The sequence below is a fragment of the Mycobacterium colombiense genome (assembly GCF_001672755.1).
GTDB lineage: Bacteria > Actinomycetota > Actinomycetes > Mycobacteriales > Mycobacteriaceae > Mycobacterium > Mycobacterium colombiense_C.
In genome coordinates, this window is the sequence record NZ_LZKI01000143.1 from 17,341 (window position 1) to 38,784 (window position 21,444).

17 protein-coding genes are annotated in these 21,444 nt (G+C 67.8%); 8 read left to right on the plus strand and 9 right to left on the minus strand.

Features of this window, described 5'->3' with window-relative positions; translation table 11 throughout:
• Position 1: 1 nt before the first annotated feature.
• Positions 2-4,225 carry a type VII secretion protein EccCa gene (gene eccCa / locus A5708_RS19660; protein ID WP_065030222.1) on the plus strand — a complete coding sequence of 1,408 codons (4,224 nt, stop codon included), beginning with the start codon at positions 2-4 and terminating at the stop codon, positions 4,223-4,225.
• Here the strand turns inward: eccCa and A5708_RS19665 are convergent.
• Positions 4,206-7,061, minus strand: a complete 2,856-nt coding sequence (locus A5708_RS19665; protein ID WP_065030223.1) for an RND family transporter — start codon at positions 7,059-7,061, stop codon at positions 4,206-4,208. The two genes, eccCa and A5708_RS19665, sit on opposite strands and share 20 nt — an antisense overlap.
• A complete protein-coding gene (locus A5708_RS19670) occupies positions 7,054-7,434 on the minus strand; it encodes a hypothetical protein (RefSeq protein WP_065030224.1) in 381 nt (126 codons plus the stop codon). The genes A5708_RS19665 and A5708_RS19670 overlap by 8 nt, the downstream gene beginning before the upstream one ends.
• A 133-nt stretch (positions 7,435-7,567) precedes the next feature.
• Between A5708_RS19670 and A5708_RS19675 the strand changes: the two genes are divergently transcribed.
• Positions 7,568-8,785 (plus strand): sensor histidine kinase, encoded by a 1,218-nt coding sequence (locus A5708_RS19675; RefSeq protein ID WP_065030225.1) that lies wholly within the window; start codon positions 7,568-7,570, stop codon positions 8,783-8,785.
• Positions 8,767-9,447 (plus strand): response regulator transcription factor, encoded by a 681-nt coding sequence (locus tag A5708_RS19680; RefSeq protein ID WP_065030226.1) that lies wholly within the window; start codon positions 8,767-8,769, stop codon positions 9,445-9,447. Before A5708_RS19675 ends, A5708_RS19680 begins: the two co-directional genes overlap by 19 nt.
• Before the next feature lie 4 nt (positions 9,448-9,451).
• Here the strand turns inward: A5708_RS19680 and A5708_RS19685 are convergent, their stop codons facing one another.
• The 5 genes from A5708_RS19685 to A5708_RS19705 all read right to left on the minus strand — a co-directional run bounded on the left by A5708_RS19685 (position 9,452) and on the right by A5708_RS19705 (position 14,998).
• On the minus strand, positions 9,452-9,712 hold the full coding sequence (locus A5708_RS19685) for a hypothetical protein (RefSeq protein WP_065030227.1): 261 nt from the start codon (positions 9,710-9,712) through the stop codon (positions 9,452-9,454).
• 184 nt (positions 9,713-9,896) lie between these two features.
• The gene (locus A5708_RS19690) at positions 9,897-11,237 is read right to left on the minus strand and encodes an aromatic ring-hydroxylating oxygenase subunit alpha (RefSeq protein ID WP_065030228.1); all 1,341 of its coding nucleotides are present in this window, start codon (positions 11,235-11,237) and stop codon (positions 9,897-9,899) included.
• Positions 11,238-11,249: 12 nt separating this feature from the next.
• The gene (locus tag A5708_RS19695; RefSeq protein ID WP_065030229.1) at positions 11,250-13,010 is read right to left on the minus strand and encodes an N-acyl-D-amino-acid deacylase family protein; all 1,761 of its coding nucleotides are present in this window, start codon (positions 13,008-13,010) and stop codon (positions 11,250-11,252) included.
• 129 nt (positions 13,011-13,139) lie between these two features.
• Positions 13,140-14,276, minus strand: a complete 1,137-nt coding sequence (locus A5708_RS19700; RefSeq protein ID WP_196772689.1) for a phosphotransferase — start codon at positions 14,274-14,276, stop codon at positions 13,140-13,142.
• A gap of 101 nt (positions 14,277-14,377) precedes the next feature.
• The gene (locus tag A5708_RS19705; protein ID WP_065030231.1) at positions 14,378-14,998 is read right to left on the minus strand and encodes a TetR/AcrR family transcriptional regulator; all 621 of its coding nucleotides are present in this window, start codon (positions 14,996-14,998) and stop codon (positions 14,378-14,380) included.
• Positions 14,999-15,123: 125 nt separating this feature from the next.
• On the opposite strand from A5708_RS19705, the gene A5708_RS19710 reads away from it, so the two are divergent.
• Both A5708_RS19710 and A5708_RS19715 read left to right on the plus strand, forming a co-directional pair.
• Positions 15,124-16,260, plus strand: a complete 1,137-nt coding sequence (locus tag A5708_RS19710) for a DUF7064 domain-containing protein (RefSeq protein WP_065030232.1) — start codon at positions 15,124-15,126, stop codon at positions 16,258-16,260.
• The gene (locus A5708_RS19715; RefSeq protein WP_065030233.1) at positions 16,257-17,342 is read left to right on the plus strand and encodes a phosphotransferase family protein; all 1,086 of its coding nucleotides are present in this window, start codon (positions 16,257-16,259) and stop codon (positions 17,340-17,342) included. The genes A5708_RS19710 and A5708_RS19715 overlap by 4 nt, the downstream gene beginning before the upstream one ends.
• On the opposite strand, the gene A5708_RS19720 is transcribed toward A5708_RS19715, so the two are convergent.
• Together A5708_RS19720 and A5708_RS19725 are read right to left on the minus strand one after the other, a co-directional pair.
• The gene (locus A5708_RS19720; RefSeq protein ID WP_081293023.1) at positions 17,343-17,786 is read right to left on the minus strand and encodes an ATP-binding protein; all 444 of its coding nucleotides are present in this window, start codon (positions 17,784-17,786) and stop codon (positions 17,343-17,345) included.
• Between the two features lie 59 nt (positions 17,787-17,845).
• Entirely contained in the window at positions 17,846-18,223 is a 378-nt protein-coding gene (locus tag A5708_RS19725; RefSeq protein ID WP_065030235.1) for an STAS domain-containing protein, read from the minus strand.
• A 358-nt stretch (positions 18,224-18,581) separates the two neighbouring features.
• Between A5708_RS19725 and A5708_RS19730 the strand changes: the two genes are divergently transcribed.
• The 3 genes from A5708_RS19730 (at position 18,582) to A5708_RS19740 (ending at position 21,318) form a co-directional block, all read left to right on the plus strand.
• Entirely contained in the window at positions 18,582-19,721 is a 1,140-nt protein-coding gene (locus tag A5708_RS19730) for a catalase family peroxidase (protein WP_419538340.1), read from the plus strand.
• Positions 19,718-20,296: a cytochrome b gene (locus tag A5708_RS19735; RefSeq protein ID WP_065030237.1), complete on the plus strand. Its 579-nt coding sequence runs from the start codon at positions 19,718-19,720 to the stop codon at positions 20,294-20,296. Before A5708_RS19730 ends, A5708_RS19735 begins: the two co-directional genes overlap by 4 nt.
• A 128-nt stretch (positions 20,297-20,424) precedes the next feature.
• Entirely contained in the window at positions 20,425-21,318 is an 894-nt protein-coding gene (locus A5708_RS19740) for a fructose bisphosphate aldolase (protein WP_065030238.1), read from the plus strand.
• The last annotated feature ends 126 nt before the right edge of the window (positions 21,319-21,444 follow it).

Genomic DNA, 21,444 nt, shown 5'->3' on the forward strand with positions numbered 1-21,444 from the left:
AATGTCCAAGAAAGCGTTCCCCATCAACCGCGTCAAGATCGAGCCGCCGAAACCGGTGCGGGTAGCACCGAGCGCGCCGATCGCGTTGCCCGAACGCGAACCGCGCAACATCTGGGTGATGATCGGGGTGCCCGCGCTGATCGTCGCGCTCATCGGCACCATCGTCATGCTCTACGTCTCCGGCGTGCGCAGCCTGACCACCGGCTTCTTCCCGTTGATGGGCATCGGCGCCTTCAGCATGCTGGCCTTCTCCGGCCGCTTCGGCCGAGCCCGCAAGATCACTTGGGGCGAAATGGAAAAGGGCCGTCGCCGCTACCTGCGTGACCTCGACGGCAACCGCGACGAGATCCAGACCGCCGTGTGTGCGCAACGCGAATGGCAGAACTCTGTGCACGCCGACCCCCGCGGCCTCGGCGCCATCATCGGCGGCCCGCGGATGTGGGAACGCGGGCGTGGCGACGCGGACTTCCTGGAGGTGCGGCTCGGCACCGGTGTGCAGCACGCACCGGACTCGGTGCTGTCGGTGACCTGGCCCGACATCGCCTCCGACGAGGAGCTCGAACCGGTCACCGGGCAGGCGCTGCGCGATTTCATCTTGGAGCAACGCAAGATTCGCGACATCGCCAAGGTGGTCAACCTGCGCTCGGCGCCCGGATTCAGCTTCGTCGGTGAGGACCTGGACCGGCTCCGGTCGCTGATGCGCTCGGTGCTGTGCTCCCTGGCGGTCTTCCACAACCCGCGCGACGTCAAGCTGATGGTGGTGACCCGCAACCCCGAGGTGTGGTCGTGGATCGTGTGGCTGCCGCACAACCTGCACGACGAACTGTTCGACGCCTGCGGCTTTCGTCGCCTGGTCTTCGCCACACCCGAGGAGCTCGAAGAGACCCTCGGCGCCGAGCTGCACATGAAGGGCAAGCGTGGCGCCTGGACGCCGCTGGCGGCGGCCAGCCCCACCGCGATGGGCTCGACCCTGGAAACCGGCACGGACACCGTCGATTTAGGCCCGCACCTGGTGATCGTCGACGACAACACCGGCAGCCCCGACGCCTGGGAGAGCGTCGTCGGCCAGGTCGGCAAGGCGGGAATCACCTTGCTGCGCATCGCCTCCCGGATCGGCACCGGCGTCGGCTTCGCCGACGACCAGGTGTTCGACCTCAGCGAACGCCACGGCTCACCGAACGGCTCGGTCAACGGCCAAGTAGCCTTGCACCGCAACGGTTCCGACGCCGACGGCGAAGATGACCGGCCGGCACCACTGCTGCGGGTCCGCAACAAGTTCTTCGCCCACGCCGACCAGCTCTCCGTACACCGCGCCTACCGCTATGCGCGGGCGATGGCCCGCTGGTCACCGACCAGCCGCAGTGAGATCGCCGATTCGATCAGCGGCGCAACCGAATTGCTGCGGGCCCTGGGCATCAATGACCCCCGCGACCTGGACGTCGACCGGCTGTGGGCCGAACGCCGCGGCCGCGGCGACGAGCGCTGGTGCGAGGTCCCGGTCGGTGCCAAACCCAACGGCGAGCTGCAGAACATCACCATCCGCGCCAAGGACTTCGGCGGCTTCGGGTTTCACTCCGTGGTCATCGGTACCAGTGGCTCGGGTAAGTCGGAGTTCTTCCTGTCATTGGTCTACGGCATCGCGCTGACCCACTCCCCAGAGACATTCAACGTCATCTTCGTCGACATGAAGTTCGAGTCGGCGGCGCAGGACATCCTGGGCATCCCACACGTGGTGGCCGCGCTGTCGAACCTCGGCAAGGACGAACGGCACCTGGCCGAGCGGATGCGCAGGGTCATCGACGGTGAGATCAAGCAGCGCTACGAGTTGTTCACTTCGGTGGGCGCCCGTGACGCCAACGACTACGAGGAGATCCGGCTCGCCGGGCGCGATCTGCCGCCGGTGCCGGTCCTGCTCGTCATCGTCGACGAGTACCTGGAACTGTTCGCCAACCACGAGAAGTGGATCAACCTCATCATCCACATCGGCCAGGAGGGCCGCGGTGCCAACGTCTTCTTCATGCTGGGCGGCCAGCGGCTGGACCTGTCCTCGCTGCAAAAGGTCAAGTCCAACATCGCCTTCCGCATCGCGCTGCGCGCCGAATCCGGAGACGACAGCCGAGAGGTGATCGGCTCGGACGCCGCCTACCACCTGCCGTCCAAGGAAAACGGTTTCGGTCTGCTCAAGGTCGGACCGCGCGACCTCGAGCCGTTCCGCTGCTTCTACCTCTCCGCCCCGTTCGTGGTGCCGAAGACCAAGGAGGTCGCCACCACCGTCGACATGACGCTGACCAAGCCGCGGTTGTACAACTGGCAGTTCCAGCCGCTGGACGCCTCTGATGCCACGGCACTGGAAGCCGCCGCGGCCGTCGACGCCGAGCCCGACGAATTCCTCTACTACGACGACGGTTTCAAGCGGAAGAAGATCGTCGACGTGCTGCGGGAGTCGCTGCACGATGTGCCGCACCGCTCACCGCGACGGCCGTGGTTGGAGCCGCTGGAGGAGCCCGAGTCCATCGACGCCCTCGTTGCCGGATACCGCGGCAAGCCCTGGCACGTCGACTATGGGCGCAACCCGGGCCTGATGTTCCCGGTGGGTGTCATGGACATCCCGGAAGAGTCCAAGCAGATCGTGCACGCGGTGGATGCGTTGCGCAGCAACGTGATCGTGGTGGGCGCCAAGCAGCGCGGCAAGACCACCACCCTGATGACGCTGATGTGTTCGGCGGCAACGATGTACAGCCCGTCGCGGGTGACCTTCTTCTGCATCGGCGGGGCGACCCTCGCCCAGGCCGCCTCGCTGCCGCATGTCACCGACATCGTGTCGCCGAAGGACGCCGAGGGCATCGAGCGAATCCTGAGCAGCATGGACGCCTTGATCGATGCCCGCGAGGATTCGTTCCGGCGCCTCAAGATCGACCTCGACGGCTTCCGCGAACGCCGGTTCGGCCCGGGCAGCGACGGCCTGGGCGGCACCGACGCCAACGACCCGTTCGGCGATGTCTTCGTGGTGGTCGATGACTACGACGACCTGTACTCGAAAGACACCGTGCTCGGTGATCGCATCATCTCGTTGAGCAGCCGCGGCCCCGAGTACGGGGTGCACGTGATGTGCAGCGCCGGCGGCTGGATTCACGGGCAGCGGCAGAGCCTGCTGCAAAACGCCACGGCGCGAATCCAATTGCGGCTGGCCGATCCCAGCGAAAGCCAGATGGGCCACTCGTCGCTCGAATCGCGCGACGCGGCCCGGCGAACGCTGAACCGGCCGGGCTTCGGTCTGACCGACAGCCTGCACGAGCTGCGGGTGGGTGTGCCGGCGCTGACCGATCCCGCGACCGGCGCGGTGGTCAGCATCATCGACGTCGGCGCCCGCATCGCGGATGTCGCCGGAGTGACCAAGCACGCCACCCTGCAGCGACTGCCGCAGCGGGTGGCGCTGAAGGCGATCCTGGAATATGAGGCCGCGCATCCCAGCGCGCTCCAAGCCCAGGACCTCTCGATCAGCTTCGCCATCGGCGAGCGGCACGAACTGGGCCCCGTGCCCATCAAGTTGCGCGAGAGTCCCGGATTGATGATCTTGGGGCGGCAGGGCTGCGGAAAAACCATGTCGCTGGTCGCCATTGGCGAGGCGATCATGAACCGGTTCAGCCCAGAAGAAGCGCAGCTGACGCTGATCGACCCCAAGACCGCACCGCACGGTCTGCGTGATCTGCACGGGCCCGGCTACGTGAGCGCCTACGCCTACGACCAGGACGAGATCGACGAGGTGATCACCGCACTGGCGCAGCAGGTCCTGCTGCCGCGGCTGCCCCCGAAAGGCCTGAGCCAGGAGGAGTTGCGCGCGCTCAAGCCGTGGGAGGGTCCGCGACACTTCGTGCTCATCGACGACATCCAGGATCTGCGTCCGGACCAGAGCTACCCGCCCAAGCCGCCGGTGGGCGCGGCGCTGTGGAAGCTGATGGAGCGTGCGCGGCAGATCGGCCTGCACGTCTTCACCACGCGCAACAGCGCGAACTGGGCGACGCTGCAAATGGATCCGTGGATGCGATTCCAGAACTCGGCGAAAGTGGCTCAGCTGTACATGGACAACGATCCGCAGAACCGGATCAACCGAAACGTCCGGGCCCAGACGCTGCCGCCGGGTCGTGGCCTGCTGGTCAGCGTCGACGGCGACGTCGAGGGCGTGCTGGTCGGGCTTCCGTCGTCGGTCATACCGCCGCAGCAGTAACCAGTTGCGGCTCGGGCGTTTTCACGGTCTGCGTGACAGTGCGGCGGGGGAGTGGGCTCGGCCACCAGAACCACCGGCCCAACAGGGCCACGATGGACGGCACGACGAAGGCCCGTACCACCAGCGTGTCGAGCAATAGCCCGACGGCGATCGTCGTGCCGATCTGGGCGATGCTGAGCACACTGCTACTCAGCAGCGCCAGCATGGTCAGCCCGAAGATGACGCCCGCGACGGTGACCACCCCGCCGGTTGCGCCGAAGGCCCGGATGATGCCGGTCTTCAGACCCGCCGCCGCTTCCTGTTTGATGCGCAACGCCAGCAGCAGGTTGTAGTCCGCGCCGACGGCGATCAGCGCGATGAAGGCGATCGGCGCCACCGCCCAGTGCAGGTCGTGATGAAGCAGGTGCTGCCAAATCAGCACGCTCGCACCGATGGCCGACGCGTAGGAGGTGACCACGGTCCCGACGACAACCAGTCCCGCGACCGGGCTGCGCAACATGGCGGTGACGATGAGGAAGATGAGGGCCAGCGCGGCACCCACCAACAGCTCGGTATCGCCGGCGACAAAGCGCTGCAGATCGGCGGTCACCGGGCCCACCCCGGCGAGGTCGACCTCGGTCGGGGTGAGGGTGCCCTCCTTGGTGGCCTCCTTGATCGCGGCGCCCACCTGGTCCGCCCGCTTGGCGCCGTCGGCACCCCACTCCGAACCATCGCCATAGACCAACAGGTAAGCGGCGCGGCCATTCTCGGAGATCAGGTGGCTCAGCGCGGTGGTGTACCGCGGGTCGGTCAGCGCCCGCTGCGGCATGTAGAAGTCCGCCGCGGCGCTGCCCTGAAACTGGGTGGCGATCTCGTTCATGTAGTCGGTCAACTGACGCATCTGCGGCCCGAGCGTGTCCGACAGGCTCAGCAGGTCATGCGTGGCCGAACGCGCCTGCCCTAACGCCTCTTTCATCGACGTGACGCTCTGCGGCAGTGTGGCCATCGCGGTGGCGGCCGTGCTCGACCCGGTGGTGAGCTTCGCGGCGCCTGAACCCAGGCGCGTGGACGTCTGCACCAGGCTGTCGACGGGCTGCAGCACGCGGTCGACCGTCGAGCAGATCGGATTGGTGGCGCAGTCGGGGGTCCGCCCGACGAAGTCGCGCAACGGGTCCAGGTAGCCCGACACCGTCGTGACATTGCGCTGCAGCCCGTCCATTCCGGCCCGCATGTCTTCGGCCGCGCCGGACATGTCCGCCAATCCGGCACTGCCACCGCGCAATCCGTTACCCAACCCGTCGACAGCACGCTGGGTCTGCGCCAGCGCGCTGTCCAGCTCGGAAACCCGCTTGAGGCGCTGGGTCAGCGAATCCATGGTGTCACCGAACTGACGGCCCAGCACACCGGCTTGGTAGCTCAGCGTCGCCTGCTCGGGCACCTTGCCGTCGGGCCGGCTGGCGGATTGCACCGCCCGCACACCCGGCACGGCCATGATGTGCCGGGTGATGCGCTCGATGGCGATCAGGCCGGCTGGATTACGCAGGTCGTGGTCCGCCTGGACAGCGACGATATCGGGCAGCAGGGCATTGGCCGCGAAATGCCGGTCGGCGCTGGCATAGCCACGGTTGGAGTCGGTGGACGACGGCGTGGCGGCGGGTTCGTTGAAGCCGACCCGCATGCTGACCAACGGCAGCGCGACCAGCAGGGTCAACGCCAGCGCGGCGACCAGGACCGGCCCGGGCCAGCGCGCCACCGTCGTTCCGACGCGGCGCCAGCGACGCGCGGTGGTGGACGGCCGCGGTTCCAGGTATCCGCGGCGTATCGCCAGGGTCATCAGCGCCGGTGTCAGGGTCAGCGCGGCCACCATGGTCGCCAGAATGCCGATGGCGCAGGGCAGCCCGGCGCTGCGGAACGAGCCGACCTTCGCGAACACCAGGCACGCCAGCGCCACCGATACGGTTAGCGCCGATCCGATGACCACCGGCGCGATGGAGCGGTAGGCCAGCGCCAGCGCCTGGGCCGGCTCGACACCGCGGCGCCGGCCTTCGTGGTAGCGCCCGACCAGGAAGATCGCGTAGTCGGTGCCGGCCCCGAGCGTCATCGCCGCCATGAGCGCCACCGAAAACAGCGATACTTCAACCACGTTGGCCTGGCCCAGGGCGGCGACGACGGCGCGCGCTATAGCCAGGGCGAGCCCGACAGAGATCAGCGGGATCGCCGCCGCGACCGGCGATCGGTAGACCACCAGCAACAGCAGCAGGATGAGACCGATGGTGGCGGCGGTGATTCCGAGCATCTGGCGATCGATCGCGGAGAATTCGTCGACGATGGTGGCGCCAGGACCCGTGACATGGACCTGCAGGCCCGCCGGGAGTGACAGCTTGTGGACGGTCCCGCGCACGGCGTCCACCGAATCGCGGGCCTGCGCGGTGCCGAGCATGCCGGCCAGCCGCACCATCACGCTGACGGCCTTCCCGTCCGAACTCTGCGCACCGGCGGCCGTGGCCGGCTGCGACCACAGGTCGGTCACCGCGTACACGTGACGCTGATCGGAACCGAGCGCCGTCGTCAGCGCATCGTAGAAGAGGCGATCCTGCGGTGTCAGCCGCTGATCGCGTTCCAGCACAACGTAAACGAAGTTGTTGCTGGGCGTCTGGTTGAACAACTGGGCGGCCCGTGCCGCTGCCACCGCGCTGGGCGCGCCGGGCGGCATGAAGGACCGGGCATGGGAGTCGACGACCCGCTCCAATTGCGGGACAGCCACATTCGCGACGCCCGCCACCAGCACCCAGAGGCCGACGATGAGGATCGCGTACCGGCCGGTCAGGCGCGCAAGGTATCCCAGCCGGTCATGCAACGGTCTGCCGATCGCTGGTGGGCCCGCCGAACAGGCCCACGGCCACGTGCTCGCCGCGCGTAAGCGAGCGCACGCGCAACGACCGGCGGGTTCCGATCTTCACCAACGCATGCAGACCGGGCTCTGCGGCTTCCAGATCGGCGCGCACCTGTTCTGCCGACGCGCCCTCATGAGCCGCCTGATCCAGCTTGGCCACCAGCATGGTGATCCATCGCTGGCCGAGCGAAAGCATCAGGCCCTCCTCGTCACCGAACAGCTCGGACACCTCGGATGACTTGTCGATCAACGCAAGTGCCGCCTCGGGGTCCGTCTCGGCGGCTTTGATCACCTGGGCCATGAAGGCCATGCGGTCGTGCAGCAGTGTCCATGTCATGACTCGACGTTAGGAAAACAGCCACCCGCTGCGCGTCGTGCCGAAGTGCAGTCTTTGCCTCCTACCACGGGCGGAGAAGGGTGCCGACCGCGGGAGGATGTGACCAGGCGCCGCGCTCTTCTAGGATTGGACGATGTTGCACGCCGCAGCGAATTATCTGCGGGAACAGCTTCGCCGACGAAGCGAGCTGATTCCCGTCGGTATCACCTGGGCGGCGTTGATCTCCGTCGATGTCGCCCTCGTGCTCGGCGGCGTGATCGGGACGCTGCAGCGGCCCGCCTCCGACCTCCCGGTGTCGCTGACTGCGTTCGCCATAGCGCTGTCGCCCTCGTTGGCGTTTTTCGCCTTGAACACGAAGATGACCCCGGGGCCGTTGTGGGCGACCTGGCTGGCGTCCTCCGCGCTGACTCTGTTTGGCACGTCGACCCCGATTCACGCCGATTTCGCGCCTGCCTTATTGGTCCTGATGGTGTTGGTCGTCGCGACGTTGGCCTCGGTGTTGGGCGGCCTCCTCGCAGCGGTGTCGGCGGCGGCACTATTGCTCGGCGCGTCCGCGCTGCACCGCCTCGACATGGTGGTGTTGTACCTGGGTTTCATCGTGGTGGGCTGGCTGCTCGGCTACCTGATGCGCACCCAGCGGCTGTTGTTGGCCGAGCAGATCGCGGCGCAGGAAATGCTCGCCGAACACGCCGCCGCCGATGAGCGGCGGCGCATCGCGCGCGAGGTGCACGACGTCATCGCCCATTCGCTCAGCATCACCCTGCTGCATGTGACCGGTGCGCGGCGCGCGCTGCAGCAGGACCGCGACGTCGACGACGCGGTCGAGGCTTTGGAGCAGGCCGAGCGGCTGGGCCGACAGGCGATGGCCGACATCCGTCGTACCGTCGGCTTGCTCGACAACTGGCCGGCCAAGACCGCGAAAACCACGCCAGAACCCGGCATCGACGACATCGCGGTGCTCGTCGAGGGTTTCCAGCGGGCCGGCCTGGCCGTCGGGCTGTGCGTCGAAGGCCCCACCGACCACGTGTCGCCCGCGGTCGGCCTCGCGCTGTACCGCATCACCCAGGAGTCGCTGGCCAACATCGCAAAACACGCGCCGGAATCGAAAGCCGGTGTGGTGTTGGATATTTCGTCGGCATCGGCGCGGCTCGCCGTCACCAATCTGCTTCCCGCGGCGGTGATGGCCGCACAATCGGCCGAGGGGCGCGGCTTGCGCGGCATGCGCCAGCGCGTCGAGCTGCTCGGCGGGGCCATCGACGTCGGACCCACCCGCGACGGCTGGTCGGTGTGCGCCGAAATCCCACTGCAGGAAGGCGATACGGCCTGGCGCCCATGGTGGTGCAAGGCGTGATCCCAGATAATTCGGCGACGCCCGAGATCAGCGTGCTGCTCGTCGACGATCAGGACCTGGTGCGGTCGGGCCTGCGCCGGATTCTGCGCCGCAAGGACGGTTTCGTCGTCGTCGCGGAATGCGCCGACGGTGACGAGGTGCCCGCGGCGGTGGCCGAGCACCGGCCCGACGTCGTGGTGATGGATCTGCGGATGCGCCGCGTCGACGGCATCGAGGCGACGCGCAGGCTGGGCGGCCGGCCGCCGGTGCTCGCGCTGACCACCTTCAACGAGGACGAGCTGTTGTCGGGGGCGCTGCGCGCCGGCGCGGCCGGGTTCGTGCTCAAGGACTCGTCTGCCGAGGAGCTGATCCGCGCGGTCCGGGCGGTCGCCAGGGGCGACAGCTATCTCGATCCCGCGGTGACCTCGCGCGTGCTCACCACGTACCGCAAGGCCGCGCCCGGGCCGCGCGGCACCGCGATCGGCGAGCTGACCACCCGCGAGCTCGACGTGCTGACCCTGATCGGCCAGGGCCTGTCGAATACGGAGATCGCCAATCAACTGTGCATCTCGGGCGTCACGGTCAAGAGCCACATCGGCCGGATTTTCGGCAAGCTCGATCTACGCGACCGCGCAGCCGCGATCGTCTACGCGTACGACAACGGCATCGTCGCGCCGCGCTGACGACCTAGAGGGGCGCCGACTGCTCCGTCAGGTTCAGCAGCAGGTAGGCCATGCACACCAGGAAGTTCAGCACCACCATGATCAGGCCCGCGAACATCAGCGAGCGGGTGCCGCGTTGTTTGAGCCGCTTATAGCGCGCGGCGCGCAGTTCGCGGTCGAGCCGGATCGCGATCAACGCGAAGTTCACGTTCATCAGTTCGTGGGCGGCCAGCGGCACGCCCTCCAGCATTTGCCGCAACCGTTCCGGTGCCGTTCGAACACCCACCCGTTCGAAACTGTGGCACAGACGTAGCGCCCGCCGTCGGCGGAGCGTTTCATATGGCAGCCGGAGCCGCCGCGCAAGTTGCCCTCGATCGTCCCCCCAGGGGTAAGACGGGGTCATCACAAGCGGGATTGTAAATCGCTCGGCGCCACTTTTGCGCTGTGAACACGAGTTATGTTGCGAGATATCACTTCGACGCACCGCCGCTCATTTGCTGGGACGTGGGCAACTCGAGGTAGCGCTCCAGGTTGCGATGCATGTTGATCACGCGTCGTTCCTCGCTGGACAGCACCATGTGTGTGAAGCCGGGTTGATGCATGCCGCGCTGCAAGCCGGGAAGCACCGCGATGTCTTGCGTGAGCACGACGCCCGGCTCGGCCGCATCGGCGGCCATGCGGACGTCCGTCGGCTTGGTGCGCGGCGCACCCGGCGGCATTCGCGTCATCAAGAACATGATCAGCTCCCCCTTGTCGGGGGCGGGGTCGGGGGCGGGCCGCGAGCACATGACGGTCAGGTGATCGGCGTTGGTCAACAGCGTCATGTTGGGAAAAACGTTGTACTGGTGTAGTCGGGTCATCCGATCGGTATCAGCCCAGTCGAGATCGACACCGCGGCTCGCGGCGAAGGCACGGGTCCGATCGGCGATCAGGTCGGCAACCGTCTGGCCGGGCCGGCGTTCCTCGGCGGGGAAGGGCGTGCCCTCGGCGGCGCCCATCAGTGCACCCTGGGTGTAGACGTAGGCGTTCCAGACCTCTTCGTCGCTCAGCGCGCCGCCGAAGCGGGGGCTTTGCACACCATAGGGTTGATCCGACTTACCGGTATGGCCCCAAATCCGTTGCGGCGCATGGATATCGTCGACGCAGCGCAGCAGCTCAGGATGCAGGGTCTGGATGTGGTAGGTCTCGCTGTAGCCGTCGGCGATCGTCTTCCAGTTGGCGTCGACCTCGACGGTGAGCGTGGCGTAGCAGCGGAAATCCTCCAGGTGGCACCAGGCGATGTCGTCGGGAACCGCCTCCAGGTACTCGGCCAACGACACCGCGCCCGGGTCGAGGTTGACGAAGACGAGCCCGGCCCAGGTGTCGACGCGAGCCGGTATCAGTGGAAAGTCGGACATCCGCAGCGAACCGAAGCCCTTGCGGTTGGGCACCCGTTTGAGCGCCCCGGCCAGGTCCCAGGTCCACCCGTGATAGCCGCACTTGAGTTCGCGAAGGCCCGAGCCGGATCCGGTGCACAGCGAATTGCCGCGGTGCCGACAGACGTTCTGGAACGCGCGGAGCGCCCCGTCGTCGTCCCGCACGATCAGCACACCGTAAGGGCCGCAGCGGTATTCGAAATAGTCACCGGGTGCGGCGACGTGGTCGACCATGCAGGCCAGTTGCCACACGCGCGGCCACATCCGCTGCGTTTCGAGCGCGGCGAAGGCGGGGGAGTAGTAGCGCTCGGCGGGCACCAGCGTCGGGTTCTCCGGCGGGGTGCCGATGGCATCCTCGTCGCGGGCCCGCGCCGGATTTCCGGCCGCCGTCGCCATCGAGGGCGTTCTTTAGCGCGCTCCGCGGACCAGGCGTCCGGGGCGGGCGCCGGTGTCGACGTCTTTGCGGCGGGTCACTGTGCCGCTGACGATGGTCGCGGCATAACCGCTGGCGCCCTGCAGGATTCGGTTCCCACCGGCGGGCAGGTCGAACGCCATTGCCGCCGGGTGCAGGGTGAGGGCGTCCATGTCGATGACGTTGATGTCGGCCTTCTTGCCGGGCTCGATGGTGCCGCGGTCGGTGAGCCCGAACAGGTGGGCGGTGTCGCGGGATTGCTTGCGGATCACGTACTCCAGCGACAGCTTCTCGCCCCGGTGCCGGTCCCGCGCCCAGTGGGTGAGCAGGAACGTCGGGTAGGACGCATCACAGATCATCCCGCAGTGAGCGCCACCGTCGGAGAGTCCGAGCACGCCTGCCGGGTGCAGCATCATCTCGCGGATCGCGTCGTGGTTGCCGTCGGCGTAGTTGAACAACGGCAGCATCAGCATGTTGGTCGCGTTGGACTCCAACATGAGGTCGTACAGCGTGGACAGCGGATCCTCGCCGCGGGCCTTCGCGATGGCCGCGACGGTGCGGTCCGGGGTCGGCTCGTAGTCGGGCGGGTTGCCGAGCGCAAATAGCCTGCCGAGCGAGTGCTGCACCAGGGCGAACATCCCGTCGAACAACAAGCTGGGGTCGACGGGCAGGTCGTCCTCGGACAGGATTGCGGCCTTCACCGCGGGGTCGGCCAGCCGCTGGGCGAGCTCGTCGCGGCCGCACTCGGCCTTGAGCCGGCGGTAGGTGGGCCGGTGGCTGAACCCGTGATGCCCCTGGAAGCCGATCATCATGCCGAATGGCCGCGCCGCGATCTGCGGGTGCAGGCGGGCGCCCGCCGCGTGCGCATCCGCCGACAGGTCCAGCATCTCGCGCCACAGTTTCGGATCGGCGTCCACCTGGATCAGCGCGAAGGACACCGGCCGATCGATCTCGGCGCTGAGTCGCCGCATCCAGTCCAGCTCCTTTTTGGGACCGATGATGTCCTCGCCGGCCGCACCCTGCGGCGCCAGCTCGAACACCGCTTGACCGCCGGCCGCCATGGCGCGGCCGAGGCCGAACAGCTCTTCTTCGGCCGCGAAAGTGCCGGGAACCGGTTCGCCGTCCATCGCGCGGTGGCCCATCGTGCGCGACGTGGAGAAGCCGAGCGCGCCGGCCTCGATCGCCTCCCGAACCAGCCGGCCCATCGCTTCGATGTCCTCGGGGGTGGCCGGTTCGTTGCGGGCCCCGCGCTCGCCCATCGCGTAGGCGCGGACGGCGCCGTGCGCGACCTGGCTGCCCACGTCGACGGAGAACTTCTGCTTGCCGACCGCGTCGAGGTACTCGGGGTAGGTCTCCCAGCCCCACGTGATGCCTTCGGTCAGCGCGGTGCCGGGGATGTCCTCGACGCCCTCCATCAGCTCGATCAGCCACTGCTCGCTGCCGGGCCGCACCGGTGCGAACCCGACGCCGCAGTTGCCGGTCACGATCGTGGTCACGCCGTGCCCGCTGGACGGCTCCAGCAGGCTGTCCCAGCTGACCTGGCCGTCGTAGTGGGTGTGGATGTCGACGAAGCCGGGGGCCACCACATGCCCTGTGGCATCAATGGTTTCGGCCGCCTCCCCGCTCATGGCGGGGCCGTCGGCGGTGCGGCGCACGACATCGACGATCTTGCCGTCCTTGATGCCGATGTCGGCCGGGTAGCGTTCCGCCCCCGTGCCGTCGACGACGGTTCCACCGATGATCTTGAGGTCGAACATGAGGCTCCTCTTCGCCGCCGTGGGCTGTCTCTGGAGGGCTGAGCCGTGAGGCACGCAGCATTTCGCTACGGTAGGTAGCGTAACTCTTGGCGCGGCGAAGGCAATAGCCTCAGCCGAATTGGGCCGGGCCTACAGAGAGCTTTTCAGGGCGGCGACGGTTTCCAGGTCGTCGAGCGCCACGACGCCGCGGCGCAGGCCTTCCATCGCGATGTCTTCGACTTGCATCCCGCCCATGCCGGTGGTGATCAGCGGGGCGACGTAGGCGTACAGCGCGCCCTGGCGGAACCGCAGCCACAGGTCGTCGCGGTCCAGGTCGGGGCCACCGGACGCGACCAGGGCCCGCCGGTAGTCGTCGAGGAGCTCGCGCTGGTTGGCCCGCCGGTCCTCCGGGGTCAGGCTGGTGATCAGCGTGTAGGCCAGTTCGCGGGAGGGATGTCCACGGCGCACCGCCTGCCAGTCCAGCAGCCCGGCCTTGCCGCCGTGAAAGTACATGTTCCCCGGGTGGGCGTCGCCGTGCATGACGGTGTGCGGGGGAGTGTCGATCAGCGCGGCGACGGCGCGGTAGTTGTCGGCGATGAACCTGCCGTTGTCCACCGGGAGTGTCGTCCGTTCGGCGAGGCGCTTGATCGAGGTGTGCATCAGCGAACCGGTCAACAGCGACGTGACGTCGCCGGACGGGGTGTACAGCCAGCCCATCGGGCCGCGTCCGTCGCGCGGCAGCCGGCCCCAGAAGGTGGCGTGCAGCTCGGCCAGCAGCTCGATGATCAGGCTGGCCTGGTCGGCCGACAGCGGGTGCAGGGTGTCCGGGAACTCGCACGACTCGGCCGGCAGGTCCTCCAGGACCAGCAGGTAGCGGCCGGTCGAGGCGTCGAATGCCGCGCCGTAGCAATAGGGGACGCCGATGACCTGCGGCGCGAGCTCACGATAGAACCGCACCTCGGTTTGTCCGAGGCGTCCGAGCTCGCCCATCAGCCGGGTGGCGGCGGTCTGCGCCGCGACCTTGACGAACACCGATTCGGGGACGTTCTTGCCGGTCAGGACCAGCCGGCCCCGCGAGGACGTGCCCGCGTCCCTGCTCAGGACGCGGATTGACCGGACGGTGGTGCCCATGACCCGGGACAGGACCGCCGGGTCGATGTCTTCGACCGTTCGTGGTAAGCCGAACCGGCCGCCCACCACCGCGTCGGTGGCCACCCGGCCCGCGCCGCGGCCCAGGTGGGCGGCCAGGCCGACGATAGAGAACGCCTGTCCCACAGGATTTTTCATGGCCATCCATCCTGATTTGCCAGCCGGCCGCGGTGCTGCGCTTTAACACCGGTGGCGCCGGGCGAAACCAATAGAAAGTCTGGACATAAGACAATATACGATTATTGTCTGATCTGTGGCACCAGGGCCCTCACCACGAACTGCTCGACGAATTCTCGTTTGTCCGCGGCGGGGCGATATCGCCACGACGGAGCCAGCAAGAACAGCGTCGTGGTGTGCAACCACTGGACGATCGACCGGAAATCGACGTCGGGGTAGAGCAACCCCGCCGCTTTCCACCGGGTCAGCAGCGGACCGTAATGCCGCATCAGCAGCTCCACGATGGGTGCCGAACCCTTCTCGAGCGCCGATGCCACCGCGGTGCTCTCGGCGGCGAACAACGCTTCGTTCAGCGCGTTGCCGTCCACCGACTCCACCCGGGCCAGCACCAGCTCGGGCAGCGATCGCACCGGGTCGTCGGGGGTGGGCAGAGAGCGCACCAACTCGGAGATCGCGCTGTCCACACGCGTCAGCATCAGGCCCAGCAAGACATCGTCGCGGGCGGGGAAGTACCGGTACACCGTCGACCGTGACACGCCCGCCTCGTCGGCCACCTCGCCCATCCGGAACTGGGTGTTGCCGCGCCGGACGATGCAGCGGCCGGCGGCGTCCAGGATTCGGCTGCGGGCCTCCTCGTCGTCGAGGATCGCGCGGTCGTCGCCCCACCGCCGGCTCGGTTCCATGGCGGCGATGTTACGGGATGCGTTGTGCTGCTTTGTTATCTGACGCGAGCAGAATCCGGCGCGGCCCGCCCTGTCGTTGAATCCTATTGCAGCACAAAGACTTAGCCAGCCAGAAAGGGGGATCGATGGGGTACTCCGCCGCAGACGAATCCTTCACCCACCAGCTTCCGACCACGTTCGACCAGGTGCACAATTCGGACCCGACGTGGTCGGATCGCTGCTACTTCTTCGCCGCCTCGCCGGACGGCACCATGCTGCTGGCCAGCGGCTACGGCAATAATCCGAATACCGCCAGCGGGCTGGGCTACGTCAAGGTCAGCCTCGCCGACGGCCGGCACTGGGATCTGCTGTCCGGGCGCCCGGTCAGCGGCGACGACCGCGGCGACCTGAGCGCCGGGCCGATGCGCTGGACCTGCGTCGAGCCCCTGAAGAAGTGGCGATTGGACGTCGAGCCCAACAGCTCCGGGATCGAGTGGGAGCTCTATTACGAACCCACCGCGCCGATGTGGGAGCTGCTGCCGATGAAGGTGCATGGCAAGGACGGCGAACTGCTCTCCGACATGTACCACATGAAAGAGCCCGGCCGATGGAGCGGATGGGTGCAGATCGACGGGGAGCGCATCAGCGTCGACGGCTTCCACGGCGGCCGCGACCGCACCTTCGGGGTGCGGATCTCCGACAAGATCGACTTCTGGTTGTGGCTCGACGCCGGCTTCGACGACCACGCCATCGAGGCCTGGATCATCGAATCGTCGGACGGCACGGTCAATTACGTCGACGGCGGCATCACCCACGCCGACGGCACCCTGTCGAAACGATTCGTCAAGATCGAGCACGAGGTCGAGTTCGACGGCGACCGCAAGCGGCCCACCCGCGCGGTACTCGTCTTCACCGACGAGGACGGCCAGGCCCATCGGGTGACCGCCGAGGCGCCCCATCAGGAGGTCAACGCCTACTACGGCCTGCCGATGGCGCACTGCCAATACGAGGACCTGGGTGGCGGCGCGTACTTCATCCATTTCGCCTGGGACAGTTCCGATCTCGAGCAGCTCGCCGAGACGGAGGGTAAGTCGATGGCCCTCGACCAGCTGATGCGTTTCGAGTGTGACGGCGAAACCGGTTGGGGCATCTTCGAATTGCTGCTCGGCGGGCAGGGCTATCGCCGCTACCCCAACTGGACGACGATGGATATGTCCGCCTTCACCCAGGACAAAACCCCGGTCGATCGGCTGCCCGCGGACGGCGAGGGGGTTGGCCAATGACGCTGGGCGCCGAGCTGGAACAACGGCTGAGCGGCTGGTTGCACACGCAGGTGCCGGGCGCCGACGAGGTGCGCCTCGAGGGCATCGATCGGGTGAGCTTCGGGCATTCGGCCGAGATGATGACGCTGGGCGTGATCACCCGGCGCGGCGGTTCTGACGATCGCCAAGACGTCGTGTTGCGGCTGCGCCCCCGGCCGCCCGCGCTGCTGGAGCCCTACGACCTCGCGCGCCAGTTCACGATCCTGCGCGCCCTGGCCGATACGCCGGTTCGCGTCCCGCGGGCGCTGTGGCTCGAGCCGACCGGCGACGTCCTCGGCAGGCCGTTCTTCGTGATGGAGCGGGTCGGCGGCGAGGTCTACGAGATGGAACCGCCGGCCGACGCCGCCGAGCAGACGGTGGCGCGGATGTGCCAGAGCCTGGTCGAACAGCTGGCCGCCATCCACGCCGTCGACCTGGGCCGCACCGGGCTGGACACCCTCGACGACGGCTCCGGCCACCTCGACCGCGAACTCGGGCACTGGGCCGCGGAGATGGACCGGGTCAAGCGTGGCCCGCTGCCCGCACTGGAGCGGTTGCACCGCGAACTGGTCGCCGGCAAGCCGTCGCCGTGCCCCAAGGTCACGCTGGTGCACGGCGACGCGAAACCGGGCAACTTCGCCTTCACCGGCGGTGAGGTCAGCGCGGTCTTCGATTGGGAGATGACCACGGTCGGCGACCCGCTCACCGACATCGGCTGGCTGGAAATGCTGTGGATGCAGCCGGTCGGGATCAACAGTCACCCCGCCGCCCTGTCCGTCGATGCGCTGCTCGCGCATTACGAGTCGGTCAGCGGCATCACCGTCACGAACCGGCCCTGGTACCGGGCGTTCAATGCCTTCAAGATGGCCGTCATCTGCCTCATCGGCGCGATGCTGGTCGAGGACGGTCACAGCGACGATCAGAAACTCGTGCTGGCCGCCTACGGCACGTCGCTGCTGACGGCCGCCGGGCTCACCGACCTCGGAATCGACGAAACCCTCGACGACGGTCCGGTGCTGCCCCGCGAGGAACGGATCCAGCAGGTGCTGGCGCAGGCGGGCTGATCAGGCGTTGTAGCCGGGGCCGGTCAGGCCGCTCCAGGTCAACGTGACGCGGGTGCCCTGCGCCGTGCGGTCGATGGCGACGTCGTCGGCCAGCGCCTCCATCAGGGGGATGCCGCGGCCGCGCATCTGCTGCTGGTATTGGACCGGCTTCTTCTGGCGCCACCGGCCGCGGTCATCGACGGTCACCGCCAGGGTGTCCGAGTCGCCGTCGTAGGCCGCTCGCACGTCGACCGTGCCGCGCTCCGCGGCGTCGACGTAGGCGAATTCCGCGGCATTGGCGATCGCCTCGTTGACCGCCAGCAGCAGGTCGTTGAAGCGGTCGTCGCCGAGCGAGAAATACCGTCCTAGCCACACCCCGAACTCGGCGCGGGTCCGCGCAGCGCTGCGCGCGTCGGCGGCCACTCGCGTCCGCACGAAGCGGGATCGATCATCGACGTTCGACACGTTCTGCGGCTGATCAGAGCGTCCCATCGTCCCCAGTTGCGTCCTCACCCTGTCGAGACTCACTCACCAGCGAGGCCGCTCAGCGCACCGTCGAGGGTGCTGTAGAGCGAGAGCACGCTGTCGATTCCCATGAGTTTGATCGGCCGGCTGGTGGCCGAGCCGTTGGCAACCACGGCGAACTGCGTCGGCGGCTCGATCTCCGACTGCGCGGTCACCAGGACGGTCATCCCGGCCGAGGCCAGGAAACCGACCTTGGACAGATCGACGATCAGCGCCGCGGGCTTGGTGGCCAGCGCGGTCTGAATGGCATCGGCCAGCAGCGGCGAGCTGAGCATGTCGACTTCGCCGGAGACGGTCAGCACGACCGCCTGGTCTACCTGGTGTTTGCCCACTTCAAAAGCGGTTGGATCGACGAAGTCGCCGGATTGTTCGCCCATGGTCTTTCACTCACATTCGGTCCCGTGTGGGACACCGCTAGCTTCCGAAAATAGCAACTGGCATACCGGGGGCTGTTGATTCAACCCCTCGGGAACACGCTTGCCTACGGAGGAGACGCACTCCGTCGATCAGCACTACTGAATGCAGATACAGATACAAGTGTTTAGCCAATGGTAGGACACGCGGCGTACCCCGCTCAAAACGCTGAACGATTTCGGGCGCCGCGACGTAGTCCGGATGTGCGTGACGGCCTGCGCAGAAGTTGCACGGAGCATCGGCCCGTGCGTGAATTGCTTCCACCGGTTTCGTTCTCTGCCCGCGCGGCGTGGCCTGCACAAACGGGAAGGACGGTGGGCCGTGGCACCCGGTGATCGCGGTGTCGGACAGCACGGTGACGAGCGGCCCGACGACCCCCCGGAGCTCGCGCCACCGCCGTCGCGATTCGGGGCGCTGAATCGGCGACGCGCACTACGGGGCATGGGGGTGGTGGCCGGAGTCGCCGCGGTCGACGTGGGCGGCTTCGCGTATGCCGGCGGCTGGCTGCGCCCCGGCGCGCTGACCCCGCCCCGGTTCACCGATCGCTTCGAGGACGTCTACGGCCGTCACGACGGCTTCCGGCGAAACCATGCCAAGGGCCTGAGCGCCACCGGAACGTTCGTCAGCAGTGGAGCGGCCGCGGCGATCTGCCGGGCCGCGGTCTTCCGGCGCGGCAGTGTTCCGCTGGTCGGCCGGTTCTCGCTGTCCGGTGGGCTGCCCGACCAGCCCGACAGGCTCGACACCGTGCGCGGGCTGGGCCTGCTGTTCGACGGGCCCGACGGCCGACAGTGGCGCACCGCGATGATCAACATCCCGGTCTTTCCGGACAGTACGCCCCAGGGGTTCTACGACCGCTTGCTCGCATCCAGGCCGCTGCCGGGCACGGGCAAGCCCGACCCGCAGCTGATGGCGGCGTTCCTGCAGCGCCATCCCGAGACTGCCGCGGCCATGCGGATCATCAAGCAGGCGCCGCCGAGCGCGGGGTTCGCCGACAGCACGTTCCACGCGCTGAACGCCTTCCGGTTCACCAACGGTGCCGGTGCGACGGTGCCGGTGCGCTGGTCCGCGATTCCCCAGCAAAATGCCGTGACTGCCACGCCGCCGGCCAAGGACTACCTGTTCGACGCCGTGATCCGCGCGCTGGCGCACACGCCACTGAGCTGGCGGCTGCTGTTCACCGTCGGGGAGCCGGGCGATCCGACCCACGACGCCACCAAACCCTGGCCGGCGGGGCGGCGGACGATCGACGCCGGCACCATCACCATCTCCGCGGTCCAAACGGAGGAGGCCGGCAACGCGCGCGACATCAACTTCGATCCCTTGGTGCTGCCCGACGGCATCGCGGCCTCCGACGACCCGCTGCTCGCGGCGCGGTCGGCCGTGTACGCCCGTTCATTCACCCGTCGCGCCGAGGAGCCCAAAACGGCCAGCGCTGTCGACGTCGAAGCGGTACTGCAATGACGCCGGTCCCGGTCCCGGTCGCGGCGCGGTTCACCCTGCCGTCGCGCGTTCTGCACTGGCTGATGGCACCGATGGTCATCGCGCAACTGCTGATCGGCGTGACCATGGTCGCCGCGCTGGGCTACTACCCGCTGCTGTTGGCCATCCATCGGCCGCTGGGCGTGCTGATCCTCGCCTTCGCCCTGGTCCGGCTGGCGAACCGGCTCACGCACCGGCCGCCGGCGTTCCTGGCCACCATGAGCAAGACCGAACGCCGCATCGCGACGTGGTCGGAGTACCTGCTCTACGGGCTGCTGCTGGTGCAGCCGCTGACAGGGTGGGCCATGCTGTCGGCGGCGCGGTTCCCGATCACCCTGCTCGGGCCGTTCGCGCTGCCCGGCATCGCGCCGCACAACATCGACGTTTTCGCGATGCTCCGGGAGTGCCATAACGCCTTCGCGCTGCTGCTCTTCGCCGCGTTTACCGCCCATATGACGGCGGTACTCTTCCACACGCTCGTCTTGCGTGACCGGCTGCTGGACCGCATGGCGCTGTGGCGCAGCAAGGCCGGCGCCGGGCAGCCAGACCGGGGCTGAGACCAAAATCGCAGTCCGACGACCTGCCCGCTCGCGCGCGAAGTGGCCGAATATGATCGGCACGATTCAGACTTGAGCGCGCGGGCACGGGCCGGGCGTGCGGTGCCATGAGGAACTGGGAGAGTTCAATGTCGAACCAGCAGCAAGCGGAACGGATGACGTCGGGCAAGGGATTCATCGCGGCCCTCGACCAGAGCGGCGGTTCGACGCCCAAGGCGCTGCGCCTGTACGGCATCGAGGACAACGCGTACTCCTCCGAGGAGGAGATGTTCGACCTCATTCACCAGATGCGCTCGCGGATCATCACCTCCCCGGCGTTCACCGGCGACCGCGTGCTGGCGGCGATCCTGTTCGAGCAGACCATGGACCGCGAGATCGCCGGCAAGCCCTCGACCACCTACCTGTGGGAGACCAAGGGCGTGGTGCCCTTCCTCAAGATCGACAAGGGGCTGGCCGACGCGTCCGACGACGTCCAGCTGATGAAGCCCATCCCGGGCCTCGACGAGCTGCTGGACCGGGCCGCCGGCCTGGGTGTCTTCGGCACCAAGGAGCGGTCGGTGATCGGCGGCGCCAACCCCAAGGGCATCGCGGCCGTGGTCGCCCAGCAGTTCGAGCTTGGTCACCAGGTGCTCTCGCACGGTCTGGTGCCCATCATCGAGCCCGAGGTCACCATCTCGATTTCGGACAAGGCCGAGGCCGAGAGCATCCTGCGCGACGAGATCACCAAGCAGCTCGACGCCGTCCCCGAGGGCCAGCGCGTCATGCTCAAGCTGAGCCTGCCCACCGAGGTCAACTTCTACCGTCCCCTGATCGAGCACCCGAAGGTGATGCGGGTGGTCGCCCTTTCCGGCGGTTACTCCCGCGAGGAGGCCAACGACCTGCTGGCGAAGAACACCGGGTTGATCGCCAGCTTCAGCCGCGCGCTGACCGAGGGCCTGACCGCCGACCAGTCCGACGAACAGTTCAACGCCACCCTGGACAAGGCGATCCAGTCGATCTACGACGCCTCCGTCGCCGGCTGAACTAGTAGCGGTGCTGGGCCATGCGCGGTGGTCCCGCACCGCCGTCGCCTTCGTCGGACACCAGAGCGGGCACCATCTCGCTGGTCACCAGGCCCTCGTCGCGCGTCAATTCGTCGATGACGGCAA